We start from the raw sequence: 15,106 nt of genomic DNA, 5'->3' as shown, positions 1-15,106 counted from the left end.
ATGATGACAACTGACACCATCGAAACCGCCCGGGGGTTGGCCGACGCCGCCAGGGCGGGGCAGGCCGTTCCCGCCACCATCCCGGAGCTGGTACGCACGGCCGCCGCGCGCCACGGCGCGCGCATCGCCATCCAGGAGGATGGGTTGCGGCTCAGCTTCACGGCGCTGGACGCGCTGCGCGCGGAGGCGGGACGGGCGCTGCTCGCGCTCGGCGTGGTGCCTGGCGACCGGGTCGCCGTGTGGGCGCCCAACCTGTCGGAATGGATCGTCGCCGCCCTGGCCACGCACAGCATCGGTGCGGCGCTGGTGCCGATCAATACCCGCATGAAGGGCATGGAGGCCGGCGCGATCCTGGCCGACAGCGGCGCGCGGGTGCTGTTCTGCATCGACGACTTCCTCGGCGAGAGCTATCCGGAAATGCTGGCGCCGCACCGGCCCGCCACGCTGGAGCGCGTGGTGGTGCTGCGCGGGCGCGTGGGGCGGCAGATGGCGCCGGATGAGCTTGCATGGGCAGACTTGCTGGCCCTGGCGCCGCGGACCAGCGAGGCGGAGTTCCAAGCTTGCGAGCGTGCCGTGACCGGCGACTGCCTGATGGACATCATGTTCACCTCGGGCACCACCGGCCGCCCAAAAGGCGTGATGACCGCGCATGCGCAGAACCTGCAGGCCATCCATGGCTGGGCCTCGATCACCGGCGTGGAGGCCGGCGACCGCTACCTGATCGTCAATCCCTTCTTCCACACCTTCGGCTACAAGGCCGGGTGGCTGGCGGCGCTGGTCAGCGGCGCCACCATCCTGCCGCACCTGGTGTTCGATGCCGAGGCGGTGATGACCCGCATCGAGAACGAGCGCATCACGGTGCTGCCCGGCCCGCCGACGCTTTACCAGACACTGCTGAACAATCCGCGCTTGCGGGAATTCGACCTGTCCTCGCTGCGCGTCGCGGTGACCGGCGCGTCGGCGATCCCGCCCGTGCTGATCCAGCGCATGCAGCGCGAACTGGGCTTTCGCGAAATCTTCACCGGCTATGGCCTGACGGAATCGTGTGGGTTCGCCACGCTGACCCGCGCCGGAGACGATGCCGATCTCGTGGCGCTGACGTCGGGCCGCGCCATGCCCGGTGTCGAACTGCGCTGCCTGGATAGCGACGGCCAGCCGGTGCCGGCAGGCGAACCCGGGGAGGTGGCGGTGCGCGGCTACAACGTGATGCGGGGCTACTTCCAGCTGCCGGAAGCCACCGCGGAAGCGATCGATGCGGGCGGCTGGCTGCGCACGGGCGATGTCGGCACGCTGGACGTGCGTGGCAACCTGCGGATCACCGACCGTATCAAGGACATGTTTATCGTCGGGGGCTTCAATTGCTATCCGGCCGAGATCGAGAAGCTGCTGGTGTCGCATCCGGCGATTGCGCAGGTGGCGGTGGTAGGCGTCCCGCACGAGCGCCTCGGCGAGGCGGGGAAGGCTTTTGTGGTGCTGCGGCATGGCAGCAAGGTTGGTGCCGATGAGCTGATTGATTGGGCGCGGCGGCATATGGCCAACTATAAGGTGCCGCGGGAGGTGGTGTTTGTGCAGATGCTGCCGACTAGTGCGGCTGGGAAGATTCTTAAGTATCGGTTGAGGGAGGGGTGATGGGAGGTTGGATTTGGGCTTCTGGCTGCTGGTGCAGAGTGGCGTGAGTGGGCGGGGTTTTAGCGCTTCTAGCTGCTGTCGCGGCTGTGCGGGGTTGGCCGTTTACGCACACGGAGGTGTCACTTTTCTTTACTCGTAAAGAAAAGTAACCAAAAGAAAGCGATCCTTGCAGGAGGCTGGCGTGTCGGGGTTGCGTAGCCCAATGGTTTCGTCGTCAGGCCCGGGGTTCTAATGGCCTCATGCCGTTAGCGGTTCGGAGCGCCACGATCCTGCCAATGGCGCTGGTTTCGTAGTGAGGCCCCCGGTAGCGGCTCCCTGCCCATTCGCCCATCTGCCGGTACCGGCGCGGAGCATCACGATCTATCACGCCGTGATGGTTTCGTGGTGGGGTGGGCGCGGTGAAGGAGTTCTTCGTCCTAGCAATCCCGTGCCACCGCACCCACGACGAAAACGGGGCGCCTGCAACTTCGTGGCGCTCGCAGAGGATACGGCAACGAAGTTGCAGGCGTCTCAAGCTTCGTCGTGGGCGCGGTGGCACCGAATTGATAAGCCGATGACCTCACCACCGCGCCCACCCCACCACGAAACCATCACGACGTGATGTGTCGTGACGATTCGCGCCGGTACCGGCAGATGGGCGAATGGGCAGGAATTCCGCTACCGGGGGCACCACCACGAATCCCTGGGCATTGGCCGGGTCGTGGTGCTCTGAACCGGTAACGGCACGAGTCTGTTAGAACCCGGGGCCTGACGACGAAACCATTGGGCTACGCAACCCCGACACGCCAGCCTCCTGCAAGGATCGCTTTCTTTTGGTTACTTTTCTTTACGAGTAAAGAAAAGTGACACCTCCGTGTGCGAAAACGGCCAACCCCGTACAGCCGCGCCAGCAGCTAGAAGCGCTAAAACCCCACCCACCCACGCCACTCTGCACCAGCACCCAGAAGCCGAAAAACCCCACCAAAAAAAACGCCAAAACCCCCACCAGCGAGGCAAGAAACAGCAAACCAATCCCACAAGGCTAGTCCCAACAGACGATGTACACATCCCACTTCCGCTGAACAATGGCTTCACCAACCTGCCGCACCCACCACGGCAGCCAATGAAATCCAAGAACAGCGAGGAGGCAGCATGATGGACATCCGAGCGCTCGGCTATATCGTGGTCGAGTCCACCGACACCGAACGCTGGCGCCACTACGGCGAGCAAGTGCTCGGCATGGCGTGCACCAACGCCCCCCATGGCGCGCTCTACCTCAAGATGGACGAGCGCGACTACCGCTACCTGATCGTACCCGGCAAGCAGGACCGCTACCTGGCATCGGGCTGGGAGCTGGCCGGCGAGGCGGCCTTCAGCCACGCGCTCGCCACGTTGCGCGCGGCAAACGTGGAAGTCACGCATGCCAGCGAGACCGAGCGCATCCAGCGGCGCACCCAGGCCATGGCCTGGTTCACCGATCCTTCCGGCAACCGGCACGAGATCTTCTGGGGCATGCGTTCGGACTTCCTGCGCTTTGTCTCGCCCATCGGCGTGTCGCGCTTCGTCACCGATCCGCTGGGCGCGGGGCATTCCGTGCTGCCGGCGCCCGCCTTCGACGAAACCTATGCATTCCTGCGCGATGTGATGGGCTTCGGCCTGTCGGATATCTTCCGCGCGCGCTTCACCACGGATCCGGCCGAGCCGGAGAAGCGCATCCACTTCCTGCATTGCGGCAACGGGCGGCACCACAGCCTGGCCATCTTCGAGGCGCCCGCGCCCAGCGGCTGCATCCATGTGATGGCCGAGGTGCAGGACATGACGGAGGTGGGCCGCGCGCTCGACCGCGCGCAGCAGCAGGGCGTGGCGCTCTCGGCCACGCTGGGCCAGCACTGCAACGATCGCGTTGTTTCCTTCTACATGAAGACGCCCGGCGGCTTCGACCTCGAGTACGGCTACGGCGGGCTGGTGGTCGACTGGAGCCAGCACGCCGCCTACGAGGCCACCCGGGTCAGCCTGTGGGGCCACGATTTCAGCATCGGATATCGCTAGAACTATGCTCAAGACATTGGACAAGACCATGACCGCGGGCGACGTGGTCGCCCGCCTCGCCGATGGCATGACCATCGGCATCGGCGGCTGGGGCCCCCGCCGCAAGCCGATGGCGCTGGTGCGGGAAATCCTGCGCTCGCCGCTGAAGGATCTCACCGTGGTGGCCTACGGCGGCCCGGAAGTCGGCATGCTGTGCGCAGCGGGCAAGGTGCGCAAAGTGGTGTTCGGCTTCGTTTCGCTCGACGTGATCCCGCTGGAGCCGCATTTTCGCGGGGCACGCGAGCGCGGGGAAATCGACGTCTGGGAGCTCGACGAAGGCATGTTGCAGCTCGGCCTGCGCGCCGCCGCCGCGCGCCTGCCGTTCCTGCCGACGCGCGCCGGGCTCGGGACCGACGTGCTGGCCCACAACCCCCAGCTCAAGACCGTCCGCTCGCCCTACGCCGATGGCGAAGTCCTGCTGGCGATGCCGGCCATCCCGCTGGACGCCGCGCTGCTGCACGTCAACGAGAGCGATGTGCTGGGCAATACCCGCATCGACGGCCCGGATCCCTTCTTCGATGAATGGTTCGCGCGGGCGGCAGGCCAGTGCTATGTGAGCTGCGAGGTCCTGCACGGCCGCCTGGAGGACGAAGACCTGGCGCGGGCGCGCAACAACCCCTTCGAGCGCGCGCTCGTCAGTGGCGTGGTGCACGCGCCGGGCGGCGCGCATCCCACTTCCTGCGGGCCTGCCTATGGCTTTGACCTGCCGCAGTTGAAGGCCTACTGCGCCAGCGCCGAGCAAGCGGCGGGCTTCGCCACCTACCGCAAGGACGTGATCGGCGACACCGAAGCCGGCTACCTGGACAAGATCGGTGGCATGGGCCACGTGCTGGACCTGCCGTTGCCGGTCCTTTGAACCCGTCACAAGGAGAAGGAGCCATCGTGAGCGCCACTCAACAATTCACTCTCGCCGAACTGATGATCGCCGCCGCCGCCCGCGCCTGGCGCGACGACGGCGAGGTCATGGCCACCGGCATCGGCACCGGCCCGCGCATCGCGGCCGGGCTGGCGCGGTTGCTGCACAACCCCGGCCTGATGCTGACCGACGGCGAAGCCTACCTGGTGGAAGAGCCGGTGCCGCTGGGGCGCCGCGAGGCGGGCTTCAAGGTGCGCGCCAGCGGCTGGATGGGCTATGCGCGCGTGTTCGACTGCCTGTGGGGCGGGCGCCGGCATGCGCTGGTGATGCCCACCCAGATCGACCGCTTCGGCCAGGCCAATATCTCCATGCTCGGCGGCACCCATGCGCAGCCAAAGAAGCAGCTGCTCGGCGCACGCGGCTTTCCCGGCAACAGCATCCACCACGCCAACTCCTTCTTTGTGCCGGCGCATAGCCCGCGCGCCTTTGTCGCCGGCGAGGTCGATATGGTGTGCAGCGTGGGCTATAACCCGGCGCGCCGGATCGAAGGCATGCGCAGCTTTGTCGACCTGCGGGTCATCGTGACCGACCTGTGCGTGATGGATTTCACCGGTCCCGATCACGCCATCCGCGTGCGTTCGCTGCATCCCGGCGTCAGCCTGGAGCAGGTGCGGGTGGCCACAGGCTTCGCACTGGCCAATGCATCCGGAGAAATACTGCCGGAAACGGCCGCGCCCACTGCGGAGGAGCTGGCCGTCATCGTCAGGCTCGATCCGCACAACCTGCGCGCCACCATCGTGCGCGACAACCCGGCCGTCCGCACGGCGTGAGGAACACCATGTCATCGCAAGCCACCGAATCCCTCGGGCTGGGCCCCAACGCCGAGGTGCTCTACGCAGCGGCCGACGGCGTGGCCACCGTCACCATGAACCGGCCGCAGTACCACAACGCGCAGAATTCCAAGATGACCTACGCGCTGGACGAGGCGTTCCGGCGCGCGGCCGCGGACGACGCGGTCAAGGTCGTGATCCTGCGCGGCGCCGGCAAGCACTTCTCGGCCGGGCACGATATCGGCACGCCGGGGCGCGACATTGGCGAGTCGTTCGAGCGCGTCTCGCTTTGGCCCGACCATGTGGGCAAGCCCGGCGGCGAGATGCTTTACACCCGCGAGCAGGAGGTCTACCTCGGCATGTGCCGGCGCTGGCGCGACCTGCCCAAGCCGACCATCGCCATGGTGCACGGTGCCTGCATTGCCGGCGGCCTGATGCTGGCCTGGGTGTGCGACCTGATCGTCGCGTCGGACGATGCCTTCTTCGCCGATCCGGTGGTGCGCATGGGCATTCCGGGCGTCGAGTATTTCGCGCACGCCTACGAGCTCAACCCGCGCATCGCCAAGGAATTCCTCTTCATGGGCGAGCGCATGGATGCCCAGCGCGCCTGCCAGATGGGCATGGTCAACCGCGTGGTGCAGCGCGAGGCGCTGGAGGCCACCGCGCAGGGCATGGCGGCCAAGATCGCGCAGATGCCACGGCTGGGCTTGAGCCTCACCAAGCAAGCCATCAATCACGTGGAAGAACTGCAGGGCAAGCGCGCCGCCATGGATGCCGCCTTTGCCTGGCACCACTTCGCCCACGCCCACAACGAGCTGGTCAGCGGCGACAAGCTGGGCGGCTTCGACGCACGCACCATGGCGGCATCGCAACGCACCGGCGAGGAGAAATCGGCATGAGCGGCGCGCCCCTGCATACCGTGCTGTGCGACTTGCTGGGTTGCCGCTACCCGATCGTGCAGACCGCGATGGGCTGGGTGGCCGATGCCCGCCTGGTGGCCGCCACCAGCAATGCCGGGGCCTTCGGCTTCCTGGCAGGCGCCACCATCGAGCCGGGCGAAGTCGAGCAAGAGATCCTGCGGGTGAAGGCGCTCACGGGCCAGCCCTTCGGCATCAACTTCCATATGTTCCAGCCCAACGCGGACGAGGTAGTCGAGATGGCCATCCGCCACCGGCTGCGCGCGGTCAGCTACGGGCGCGGGCCGGACGCCGCGATGATCGGCCGGCTCAAGGCCGCGGGCGTGGTGTGCATGCCCACCGTGGGCGCAGCCAAGCACGCCGCCAAGGCCGTGGAACTGGGCGCTGACGTGGTGACCGTGCAGGGCGGCGAGGGCGGCGGGCATACGGGCGGCACGCCCACCACGCTGCTGCTGCCGCAAGTGCTGGACAAGGTGGCGGTGCCGGTGGTGGCCGCGGGCGGCTTCTTCGACGGCCGCGGGCTGGCGGCGGCGCTGGCCTACGGCGCGGCGGGCATCGCCATGGGCACGCGCTTCCTGATGTCTAGCGAGTCGCCGGTGCCGGCGCAAACGCTGGCGCGCTACGTGGCGGTCCGGGATGCGGCGCAGATCCGTGTATCGCTCGCCATCGACGGCTTGCCGCAGCGGATGATCGACAACCGCCTGCTGCTGGCGCTGGAGCAGGCCGGGCCGCTGCGCCGCACGCTGATGGCGCTGGCCACCGCCCGCCAGTGGCGCCGGCACAGCGGCATGGGGCTCGCGCAGATGCTGGCGGTTGGCTGGCGCGCGCTGCGCCAGCACGACTACACCGCGGCGCAGACGCTGATGGCGGCCAACGCGCCCGTGCTGATCCAGCGCGCCATGGTAGAGGGCCATCCCGACGAAGGCGTGCTGCCGAGCGGACAGGCCGCGGCGGCCATCGGTGCCATTGAATCCTGTGAGCAGATCGTTGCCCGCATCGCCGCGCAGGCCCAGGCGCGCCTGGCCGCCCTGGCGGGGCCAGCCAGCGCCAGGCCGGAACGCAGCAACCCCATCCAAGCCATCCATTGAAGGCAGACGTTCATGACAACGACGAGATCAAGCGAGCCTGTAGCACAGGACGGTACCGAGCCCTTCCACATCGAGGTGCGGGACGGCGTGGCGGAGCTGGCGATCGCCCATCCGCCGGTCAACGCGCTGGACAGCGCGGGCTGGCATGCGCTGGCGGCGGCCATCGAGCGGCTTGGCAGGGATGACGCCGTGCGCGTGATCGTGCTGCGCGGCGAGGGGCGCGGCTTTTGCGCCGGGGTCGACATCAAGGAACTGGCGGCGCACCCGCAGCGCATCGTGGCGGTCAACGCCGGCAACTACGCCACCTTCCGCGCGGTCCACCGCAATCCAAAGCCTGTTATCGCGGCGGTGCACGGCTTCGTGCTCGGCGGCGGCATCGGCATCTGCGGCGCGGCCGACATCCTGATCGCCGCCGAGTGCGCGCGCTTCGGCGTGCCGGAGATCGACCGTGGCGCCATGGGTGGCGGTGCCCACCTGCAGCGCATGTTTGGCGTGCAGAAGGTGCGGGCGATGTATTTCACCGGCGACATGATCGACGCCGCCGAGGCCTACCGCCTGGGCGCGGTGGAGCGGGTGGTGCCGCGCACGGCACTGCGCGATACCGCACTGGAGATAGCGCGGCGTATCGCGCAAAAAAGCCCGGCCATGGTGCGCCTGGCCAAGGAGGCGCTCAACGGCGTGGAGGACGGCAATCTCGAGGACAAGTACCGCTGGGAGCAGGGCTTCACGCTGCAAGCCTATATGAGCGCGGATTCCGACGAGGCGCGCGCCGCCTTCGTGGAAGGGCGCGAGGCGCGCTTCGCGGCGCAGGCTCCCACCGTCAACGCGTGAGGTGGCCAGATGCATCTTGAATACACCGAACGCCAGCAGGCCTTCCGGGCCGAGATCCGCGCCTGGCTGGCCGAGCGCGTGCCGCGCGCGCCGCTGGCCAGCTTCGACACCGCCGAAGGCTTTGCGCAGCATCGCGCCTGGGAGCGCACCCTGTACGAGGGGCGCTGGAGCATGGTCACCTGGCCGAAAGAGCTGGGCGGACGCGGCTGCGACCTGATCGAATGGCTGATTTTCGAGGAAGAGTACTGGCGGGCCGGCGCGCCGATGCGCGTCAACCAGAACGGCATCTTCCTGCTCGGGCCGACCTTGATGGAGTTCGGCACGCCGGAGCAGAAGGCGCGTTTCCTGCCGCGCATGGCCGCCGGCGAGCACGTATGGGCACAGGGCTGGTCGGAGCCGAACGCGGGCTCCGACATGGCCGCGATCCGCTGCACCGCCATCCGGCAGGGCGACGAGTACGTGCTCAACGGGCAGAAGATCTGGTCGACCCGCGCGGTCTGGGCCGACTGGCTGTTCGGCCTGTTCCGCACCGATCCCGGCTCGTCGCGCCACCACGGCCTGACCTTCCTGCTGATGCCGCTGGATACGCCGGGCATCACGGTGCGGCCCATCCGCCAGCTGAACGGCCTGACCGGCTTTGCCGAGATATTTTTCGACGATGTGCGGGTGCCGGCGGAGAACCGCCTGGCGGCGGAGGGCGCGGGCTGGCAAGTGGCGATGGCTACAGCCGGTTTCGAGCGCGGCCTGATGCTGCGCTCTCCGGCGCGCTTCCAGGAGACAGCACGGGCGCTGGTGCACCTCTATCTCGAGCATCGGGAGCAGGCCGACCGCGATCCCTCGCTGCGCGAAGCGGTCACGCGCGCCTGGATGGATGCCGAGGCCTATGCGCTATCCACCTACGCCACCGCGAGCAGGCTGGTCAAGGGCGGACAGATCGGCGCGGAGTCCAGCACCAACAAGGTGTTCTGGTCCGAGTTGGATATCCGCATGCACGAAACCGCGCTGGCGATCCTCGGCCAGCGGGGCGAGCTGGTGCCCGCGCAAGACGCGACGCAAGGCACGCTCGGTGCCTGGCTCGACGGCTTCCTGTTCGCGCAGGCCGGGCCGATCTACGCGGGCACCAATGAGATCCAGCGCAACATCATCGCCGAACGCATGCTGGGAATGCCGCGCGCCTGAGCGCGCGGCGGCTGACAGTCCGGCTTCGTCCTCGACTCAACCGTGAACCACCATGGAATTCGCATTTAACGAAGAGCAGCAACAGTTCGTCGATTCGATCAGGCGCTTCCTGATGATCGAAATGACGCCGGAACTGGCGCGGGAACAATGGAGCAGCGCAAGCGGCCGCTCCGACGCGCTTTGGCAGCGGCTGGCCGGGCAGGGCCTGACGGCCGTGCTGGTGCCGGAGGCTTGCGGCGGCCTGGGCCTGTCCGAAACCGAGTGGGCGCCGCTGGCGCAGGAGTGTGGCTACTTTGCCCTTGCCGAACCGCTGCTGGACACCGCGCTGGTGGCGGCCGGCATGCTGTCGGACTGCCACGCCGCCACGCAGGACACAAGCACCCGCGAACGCTGCGAAAGCTGGCTGGGCCGCATCGCGGACGGCAGCGTGCGCGTGGCGGTGGCGCATCCGGGACAAGCCATGGTGGCCGACGCCCATGTCGCCGACGCCATCCTCTGCGAGCACGGCGGCGCGCTGCACCTGGTGCCGCCGGCGCAGGCCACGCTCGCCGCGCACGCGAGCCTTGATCCCTCACGCCGGCTCTTCGCGCTCAGATGGGCGCCGGACGACGGCAGCCTGCTGCTGCCCGCGACGGCCGCGAAGCCCGTGTGGGAAGCCGCGCTCAACCGCGGGGCGCTCGGCGTCGCCGCGCAGATGCTCGGCCTGACGCAGCGCATGCTGGATATCGCCATCGACTACAGCATCCAGCGCAAGCAGTTCGGCAAGGCCATCGGCGCCAACCAGGCGCTCAAGCACCTGCTGGCGGATGTCGCCATCCAGCACGAATTCGCCAAGCCGGTGGTGTACCGCGCGGCCTGCACGCTGGCGCAAGGCCATGGCACCGCCGGGCTGCACGTGTCGCACGCGCTGCTGGCCGCCACGCGCGCCGCGCTGCTCGCGGCACGCCACACCATGCAGGTGCACGGCGCCATGGGCTACACGTGGGAGCTGGACCTGCAGATCTTCATGAAGCGCGCGTGGGCCCTGGCCGACAGCTGGGGCGACCGGGCCTTCCACCAGGCGCGCGTGGACGCGCACATCCTCGGGGGGGCCGTGCCGATCGGCGCCGGCGCCACCTTTGCCACCACAGCCAACTTGGCATCAACACTTTGACAGGCGGAATGACCATGAGAGACGCATATATCGTCGACGCGCTGCGCACCCCGACCGGACGCCGCAAGGGCGGCCTGGCACACATGCACGGCGCCGACCTTGGCGGCTTCGTGCTGGCCGAGCTGGTGGGCCGCAATGCCATCCCGGCCGCGGAGTATGACGACGTGGTGTTTGGCTGCGTCGACACCATCGGGCCGCTGGCCGGCAATATCGCCCGCAGCGCCTGGCTGGCCGCCGGGCTGCCGCTCACCGTGCCCGGCGTGACCGTGGATCGCCAGTGCGGCTCGTCGCAGCAGGCCGTGCACTTCGCCGCGCAAGCGGTGATGAGCGGCAACCAGGACGTGGTCGTCGCCGGCGGCGTGCAGACCATGACGCAGATCCCGATCTCGTCGGCCATGCTGGCCGGGCAGGCGCTTGGCTTCTCCGATCCGTTCTCCGGCAGCAAGGGCTGGCAGGCGCGCTTCGGCGACCAGCCGGTGTCGCAGTTCGACGCCGCGCAGCGCATCGCCGGGCACTGGAATCTGTCCCGCGAGGCAATGGAAGCCTACGCGCTGCAAAGTCACCAGCGCGCGGCCATGGCCATCGAGGGCGGCCGCTTCCAGCGCGAGATCGTGCCTTGCGCAGGCGTAGTCCATGACGAAACGCCGCGGCCCGATACCACGCTCGCCAAGATGGCATCGCTCGAACCACTGATGCCCGGCAGTGCACTGACCGCCGCCGTTTCCAGCCAGACCGCGGACGCGGCGGCGGCATTGCTGGTGGTCTCCGAAGACGCGCTCAAGCGCTACGGGCTGACGCCGCGCGCGCGTATCGCCCATATGAGCGTGATGGGTGACGACCCGCTGTGGATGCTGACCGCGCCCATTCCCGCCACGAAACGCGCGCTGGTGCGCAGCGGCCTGCGCTGGGAAGACATCGACGTGGTGGAGATCAACGAGGCGTTCGCTTCGGTGGCGATGGCCTGGCTGGCCGAGACCGGCTACCCGGCCGAGCGCACCAACCCGAACGGCGGCGCCATTGCGCTGGGGCATCCGCTCGGCGCCACCGGCGCGCGGCTGATGACCACGCTGTTGCACGAGCTGGAGCGCACGGGCGGCCGCTACGGCCTGCAGACCATGTGCGAGGGCGGCGGCCTGGCCAACGTCACAATCATCGAGCGCCTGTGAGCCGGGTTCCCGGGGCACTGGCGCAAGCAACGGACAAGGGGAGTAGCGACATGGGAATCTGCGACGGACGGACCGTCATCATCACCGGCGCCGGCGGCGGCCTGGGGCGCGCCTATGCGCTGGCCTTCGCAGCGGAAGGCGCCAGCGTGGTGGTCAACGATATTCGCCGCGAGGCGGCCGAGGCGGTATGCGCGGAGATCCGCGCGCAAGGCGGGCGGGCGCTCGCCAGCGATGACGACATCACGCAACTGGCCACGGCCCAGGGCATCGTCGATGCCGCGCTGGCGGCGTTCGGCGAGGTGCACGTGCTGGTCAACAACGCCGGCATCTGCCGCGACCGCATGTTCGTCAGCCTGAGCGAAGCCGACTGGGACGATGTGATGCGCGTGCACCTGCGCGGCCACTTCTGCCTGGCCAACCTGCTGGCCCGGCGCTGGCGCGACGCGGCCAAGGCCGGGCGGCCGGTCGATGCGCGCATCGTCAACACCAGCTCCGGCGCGGGGCTGCAAGGCTCGGTGGGCCAGTCCAACTACGCCGCCGCCAAGGCCGGTATTGCCGCGCTGACGCTGGTGCAGGCGGCGGAACTGGCGCGCTACGGCATCACCGCCAATGCGCTCGCGCCGGCGGCCCGCACCGGCATGACCGAAGGCGTGTTTGCGGAGATGATGAAGGCGCCGGCCGAAGGCTTCGACTACTACGACCCGGCCAATATCGCGCCGCTGGTGGTCTGGCTTGGCAGCGCGGCTTCGCGCCATGTCACCGGCCGCGTGTTCGAGGCGGCGGGCGGCATGGTGGCGGTGGCGGACGGCTGGCGCACCGGCGCGAGCACCGACAAGGGCGCGCGCTGGCAAGCGGCCGAGCTGGGGGGCGCGATCGACGCGCTGCTCGCCCGCGCCGAGCCGGCGCAACGCGTCTACGGCGCCTGAGGCGGGGACGGACGATGCGCTTCACGCTCTCCCTGGAACAACAAATGATCCGCGACACCGCGCGCGATTTCCTGGCCGTGCGCAGCGATTCGGCGGCGGTCCGGCGGGTGGTGGACGCGGTTGCTGGCACGGCGCAGGACGGCCATGACACCGCCCTGTGGCGGGAAATGGCCGGCGAACTGGGCTGGTGCGGCATTGCCTTGCCGGAAACGGCGGGCGGCGCCGGGCTGGGCGCCGTCGAGCTGGCGCTGCTGATGGAGCAGATGGGCCAGCGGCTGGCCTGCGTGCCGTACTGGTCGGCCATCTGCCTGGCGGCGCCGGCGCTGGCGGGCAGCCTCGCGCCCGAGGCCGCCGCGCCGTGGCTGGCGCGGCTGGCGCAGGGCGAGGCGCGTGCCGCGCTGGTCTTGCCTGCCTGGATGGCGCCCGGCGCGGATGGCTCGCTGAATGCCGATGCGCTGACCGTCACTGCCGCCGCGGCCGGGGATGGCTTCGTGCTGGACGGGCAGGTGGCGCAGGTGTTCGACGCCGCCGGCGCGGACTGGCTGCTGGTGCCCGCGCGCCTTTCCGGCGGCGCGGCAGGGCAGCCGGCGCTGTTCCTGCTGCAAACGGCGGCGCTGGCGGGCCAGCCAGGCTTCGGGCTGCGCCGGCTGGCGGTGCTGGACCGTACCCGCCCGCTGGCCGACCTCGTCTTCGACGGACTGCGCGTGGAGGCGAAAGCCTGCCTGGCGCAAGGCGCCGGGGTGGCGGCGGGCATGGGCGCCGCCATGTGGCACGGCAGCCTGATGCTCGCCGCCGAGCAGCTCGGCGGCGCCCAGCAATGCCTCGACCTCACCGTGGCCTACGCCGCCGAGCGCATCCAGTTCGGCCGGCCGATCGCCGCCTTCCAGGCCGTCAAGCACCGCTGCGCGCAGATGATGGTGGCGGTGGAAGCCGCGCGCTCCGCGGTGCACGGCGCCGCGCGGGCCTGGCAGGCGGGCGCGGCAGGCGGCGCGAAGGACGCAGCCAGGCTCGATGTTGCCGCGGCGCGCCTTGCCGCCGGCGATGCCTTCGGCTTCTGCGCCCAGGAGGCCATCCAGTTGCACGGCGGCGTGGGCTTTACCTGGGAGTACGACCCGCAGCTCTATTTCAAGCGCGCGCAGGCCGCCGGCGGCTGGCTGGGGGGGGCCGCCGCCGCGCTCGCCCGGATCGCCGACGGCCTGTTGGCCGCATGAGCCATATCAGCAGCGCAAGGACAAGCATGGATTCGATGGAAAACCAAAATGCCTCCGCCGGGGAAGCGCAACTGCGCGCGGAGGTGGCGGCCTGGATGTCCGCCAGCCTGAGCGGCGAATTCGCCTGCCTGAAGCATCGCGGCGGCCCGGGCGACGAAGAAGCGCATCCCGGGCTGCGCAAGGCCTGGGAGCGCCGCCTGGCCGACGGCGGCTGGACCTGCGTGGGCTGGCCGCAGGCGCACGGCGGGCGCGGGTTGCCGGTGATGTCGCAGGTGATCTTCCAGGAGGAGTACGCGCGTGCCGGCGGCCCCGGCCGCATGGGCCATATCGGCGAAGGGCTGATCGGTCCCACGCTGATCGCCTTCGGCAGCGAGGCGCAGAAGGCCCGCTTCCTGCCGGGCATTCGCAACGGCACCGAGTTCTGGTGCCAGGGCTACTCGGAGCCGGGCGCCGGCTCGGATCTCGCCAATGTGCGCACCCGCGCCGAGCGCGATCCCGCCACCGGGGACTGGCGCGTGAGCGGGCAGAAGGTGTGGACCTCGCTGGCCCACGAGTCGGACTGGATCTTCGTGCTGGCGCGTTGCGATCCGGCGTCGCGCGGGAACAAGGGCCTGGTCTTCCTGCTGATGCCGCTGGCGCAGCCGGGCGTGGAAATCCGCCCGATCCGCCAGATGGGTGGCGGCGTGGAGTTCAACGAGGTGTTCTTCGATGGCGCGCGCGCCGCCGCCGGCGATGTGGTGGGCGCGCCGGGCGACGGCTGGCGCATCGCCATGGCGCTGCTGGGCTTCGAGCGCGGCATCTCCACCCTGGGCCAGCAGATGCAGTTCACCCACGAGCTTGGCTGGGTCGCCGAGGCCGCGCGCGCCAACGGCGCCTGGCAGGACGCGGCGCTGCGCCAGCGCATGGCGCGCGCCTGGGCCGGCCTGCGGGTGATGCGCTACAACGCGCTGCGCATGCTGGAAGGCGCCGAGGGCGGTGCCGGCGATGCCAGCGCGGCGCTGCAGCGCGAAACCCTTATCTACAAGTACTACTGGTCGAACTGGCACCGCGACCTGGGCCAGCTCGCGCTCGACGTGCTCGGCCCGGACGCCAACCGGATCGACGAAGCGGACGTGCGCCGCACGCGCCTGCAGCAGATGGCGCTGTTCTCGCGCGCCGACACCATTTACGCCGGTACCAACGAAATCCAGCTCAACATCATCGCCGAGCGCGGGCTGGGCATGCCCCGCGAGGCCAGAGGACAGTCATGACTG

General features: G+C 69.3%; 13 protein-coding genes. All 13 read left to right on the top strand.

The genetic code is table 11. The annotated features are described in order from the left end of the window. On the top strand, positions 1–1,629 hold the full coding sequence (locus tag AC1DS6_RS16565; RefSeq protein ID WP_441636204.1) for a FadD3 family acyl-CoA ligase: 1,629 nt from the start codon (positions 1–3) through the stop codon (positions 1,627–1,629). 1,131 nt (positions 1,630–2,760) lie between these two features. Continuing rightward, positions 2,761–3,657: a VOC family protein gene (locus AC1DS6_RS16560; RefSeq protein ID WP_477102757.1), complete on the top strand. Its 897-nt coding sequence runs from the start codon at positions 2,761–2,763 to the stop codon at positions 3,655–3,657. A gap of 4 nt (positions 3,658–3,661) precedes the next feature. Further along, a complete protein-coding gene (locus AC1DS6_RS16555; RefSeq protein ID WP_477102756.1) occupies positions 3,662–4,552 on the top strand; it encodes a CoA transferase subunit A in 891 nt (296 codons plus the stop codon). A gap of 26 nt (positions 4,553–4,578) precedes the next feature. Next, on the top strand, positions 4,579–5,382 hold the full coding sequence (locus tag AC1DS6_RS16550) for a CoA-transferase subunit beta (RefSeq protein ID WP_477102755.1): 804 nt from the start codon (positions 4,579–4,581) through the stop codon (positions 5,380–5,382). Between the two features lie 8 nt (positions 5,383–5,390). Next, the gene (locus tag AC1DS6_RS16545; protein ID WP_441637058.1) at positions 5,391–6,281 is read left to right on the top strand and encodes an enoyl-CoA hydratase; all 891 of its coding nucleotides are present in this window, start codon (positions 5,391–5,393) and stop codon (positions 6,279–6,281) included. Beyond that, a complete protein-coding gene (locus AC1DS6_RS16540; protein ID WP_477102754.1) occupies positions 6,278–7,387 on the top strand; it encodes an NAD(P)H-dependent flavin oxidoreductase in 1,110 nt (369 codons plus the stop codon). Before AC1DS6_RS16545 ends, AC1DS6_RS16540 begins: the two co-directional genes overlap by 4 nt. Positions 7,388–7,399: 12 nt before the next feature. Then, entirely contained in the window at positions 7,400–8,218 is an 819-nt protein-coding gene (locus AC1DS6_RS16535) for an enoyl-CoA hydratase family protein (protein WP_441637054.1), read from the top strand. A gap of 9 nt (positions 8,219–8,227) precedes the next feature. Then, positions 8,228–9,397: an acyl-CoA dehydrogenase family protein gene (locus AC1DS6_RS16530; protein ID WP_441637052.1), complete on the top strand. Its 1,170-nt coding sequence runs from the start codon at positions 8,228–8,230 to the stop codon at positions 9,395–9,397. Between the two features lie 52 nt (positions 9,398–9,449). Further along, entirely contained in the window at positions 9,450–10,550 is a 1,101-nt protein-coding gene (locus AC1DS6_RS16525; RefSeq protein ID WP_441637050.1) for an acyl-CoA dehydrogenase family protein, read from the top strand. A gap of 14 nt (positions 10,551–10,564) precedes the next feature. Then, positions 10,565–11,716, top strand: coding sequence for an acetyl-CoA C-acetyltransferase (locus AC1DS6_RS16520; protein ID WP_477102753.1), 1,152 nt, complete (start codon positions 10,565–10,567; stop codon positions 11,714–11,716). Positions 11,717–11,766: 50 nt separating this feature from the next. Beyond that, positions 11,767–12,642 (top strand): SDR family oxidoreductase, encoded by an 876-nt coding sequence (locus AC1DS6_RS16515; RefSeq protein ID WP_477102752.1) that lies wholly within the window; start codon positions 11,767–11,769, stop codon positions 12,640–12,642. A 44-nt stretch (positions 12,643–12,686) separates the two neighbouring features. Beyond that, positions 12,687–13,853, top strand: a complete 1,167-nt coding sequence (locus AC1DS6_RS16510) for an acyl-CoA dehydrogenase family protein (protein ID WP_477102751.1) — start codon at positions 12,687–12,689, stop codon at positions 13,851–13,853. A 35-nt stretch (positions 13,854–13,888) separates the two neighbouring features. Beyond that, positions 13,889–15,103, top strand: coding sequence for an acyl-CoA dehydrogenase family protein (locus tag AC1DS6_RS16505; RefSeq protein WP_477102750.1), 1,215 nt, complete (start codon positions 13,889–13,891; stop codon positions 15,101–15,103). The last annotated feature ends 3 nt before the right edge of the window (positions 15,104–15,106 follow it).

The organism is Cupriavidus sp. 05L310 (assembly GCF_056398185.1).
Note: the sequence above shows the minus strand (reverse complement) of the source record. Positions and strands in the feature narration are given on the sequence as shown.

What these genes read in the sequence shown, in the direction of transcription:
- AC1DS6_RS16565 (WP_441636204.1), top strand. Translation starts at nt 1, where the DNA reads ATGATGACAACTGACACCATCGAAACCGCCCGGGGGTTGGCCGACGCC.
- AC1DS6_RS16560 (WP_477102757.1), top strand. Translation starts at nt 2,761, where the DNA reads ATGATGGACATCCGAGCGCTCGGCTATATCGTGGTCGAGTCCACCGAC.
- AC1DS6_RS16555 (WP_477102756.1), top strand. Translation starts at nt 3,662, where the DNA reads ATGCTCAAGACATTGGACAAGACCATGACCGCGGGCGACGTGGTCGCC.
- AC1DS6_RS16545 (WP_441637058.1), top strand. Translation starts at nt 5,391, where the DNA reads ATGTCATCGCAAGCCACCGAATCCCTCGGGCTGGGCCCCAACGCCGAG.
- AC1DS6_RS16540 (WP_477102754.1), top strand. Translation starts at nt 6,278, where the DNA reads ATGAGCGGCGCGCCCCTGCATACCGTGCTGTGCGACTTGCTGGGTTGC.
- AC1DS6_RS16535 (WP_441637054.1), top strand. Translation starts at nt 7,400, where the DNA reads ATGACAACGACGAGATCAAGCGAGCCTGTAGCACAGGACGGTACCGAG.
- AC1DS6_RS16530 (WP_441637052.1), top strand. Translation starts at nt 8,228, where the DNA reads ATGCATCTTGAATACACCGAACGCCAGCAGGCCTTCCGGGCCGAGATC.
- AC1DS6_RS16525 (WP_441637050.1), top strand. Translation starts at nt 9,450, where the DNA reads ATGGAATTCGCATTTAACGAAGAGCAGCAACAGTTCGTCGATTCGATC.
- AC1DS6_RS16520 (WP_477102753.1), top strand. Translation starts at nt 10,565, where the DNA reads ATGAGAGACGCATATATCGTCGACGCGCTGCGCACCCCGACCGGACGC.
- AC1DS6_RS16515 (WP_477102752.1), top strand. Translation starts at nt 11,767, where the DNA reads ATGGGAATCTGCGACGGACGGACCGTCATCATCACCGGCGCCGGCGGC.
- AC1DS6_RS16510 (WP_477102751.1), top strand. Translation starts at nt 12,687, where the DNA reads ATGATCCGCGACACCGCGCGCGATTTCCTGGCCGTGCGCAGCGATTCG.
- AC1DS6_RS16505 (WP_477102750.1), top strand. Translation starts at nt 13,889, where the DNA reads ATGGAAAACCAAAATGCCTCCGCCGGGGAAGCGCAACTGCGCGCGGAG.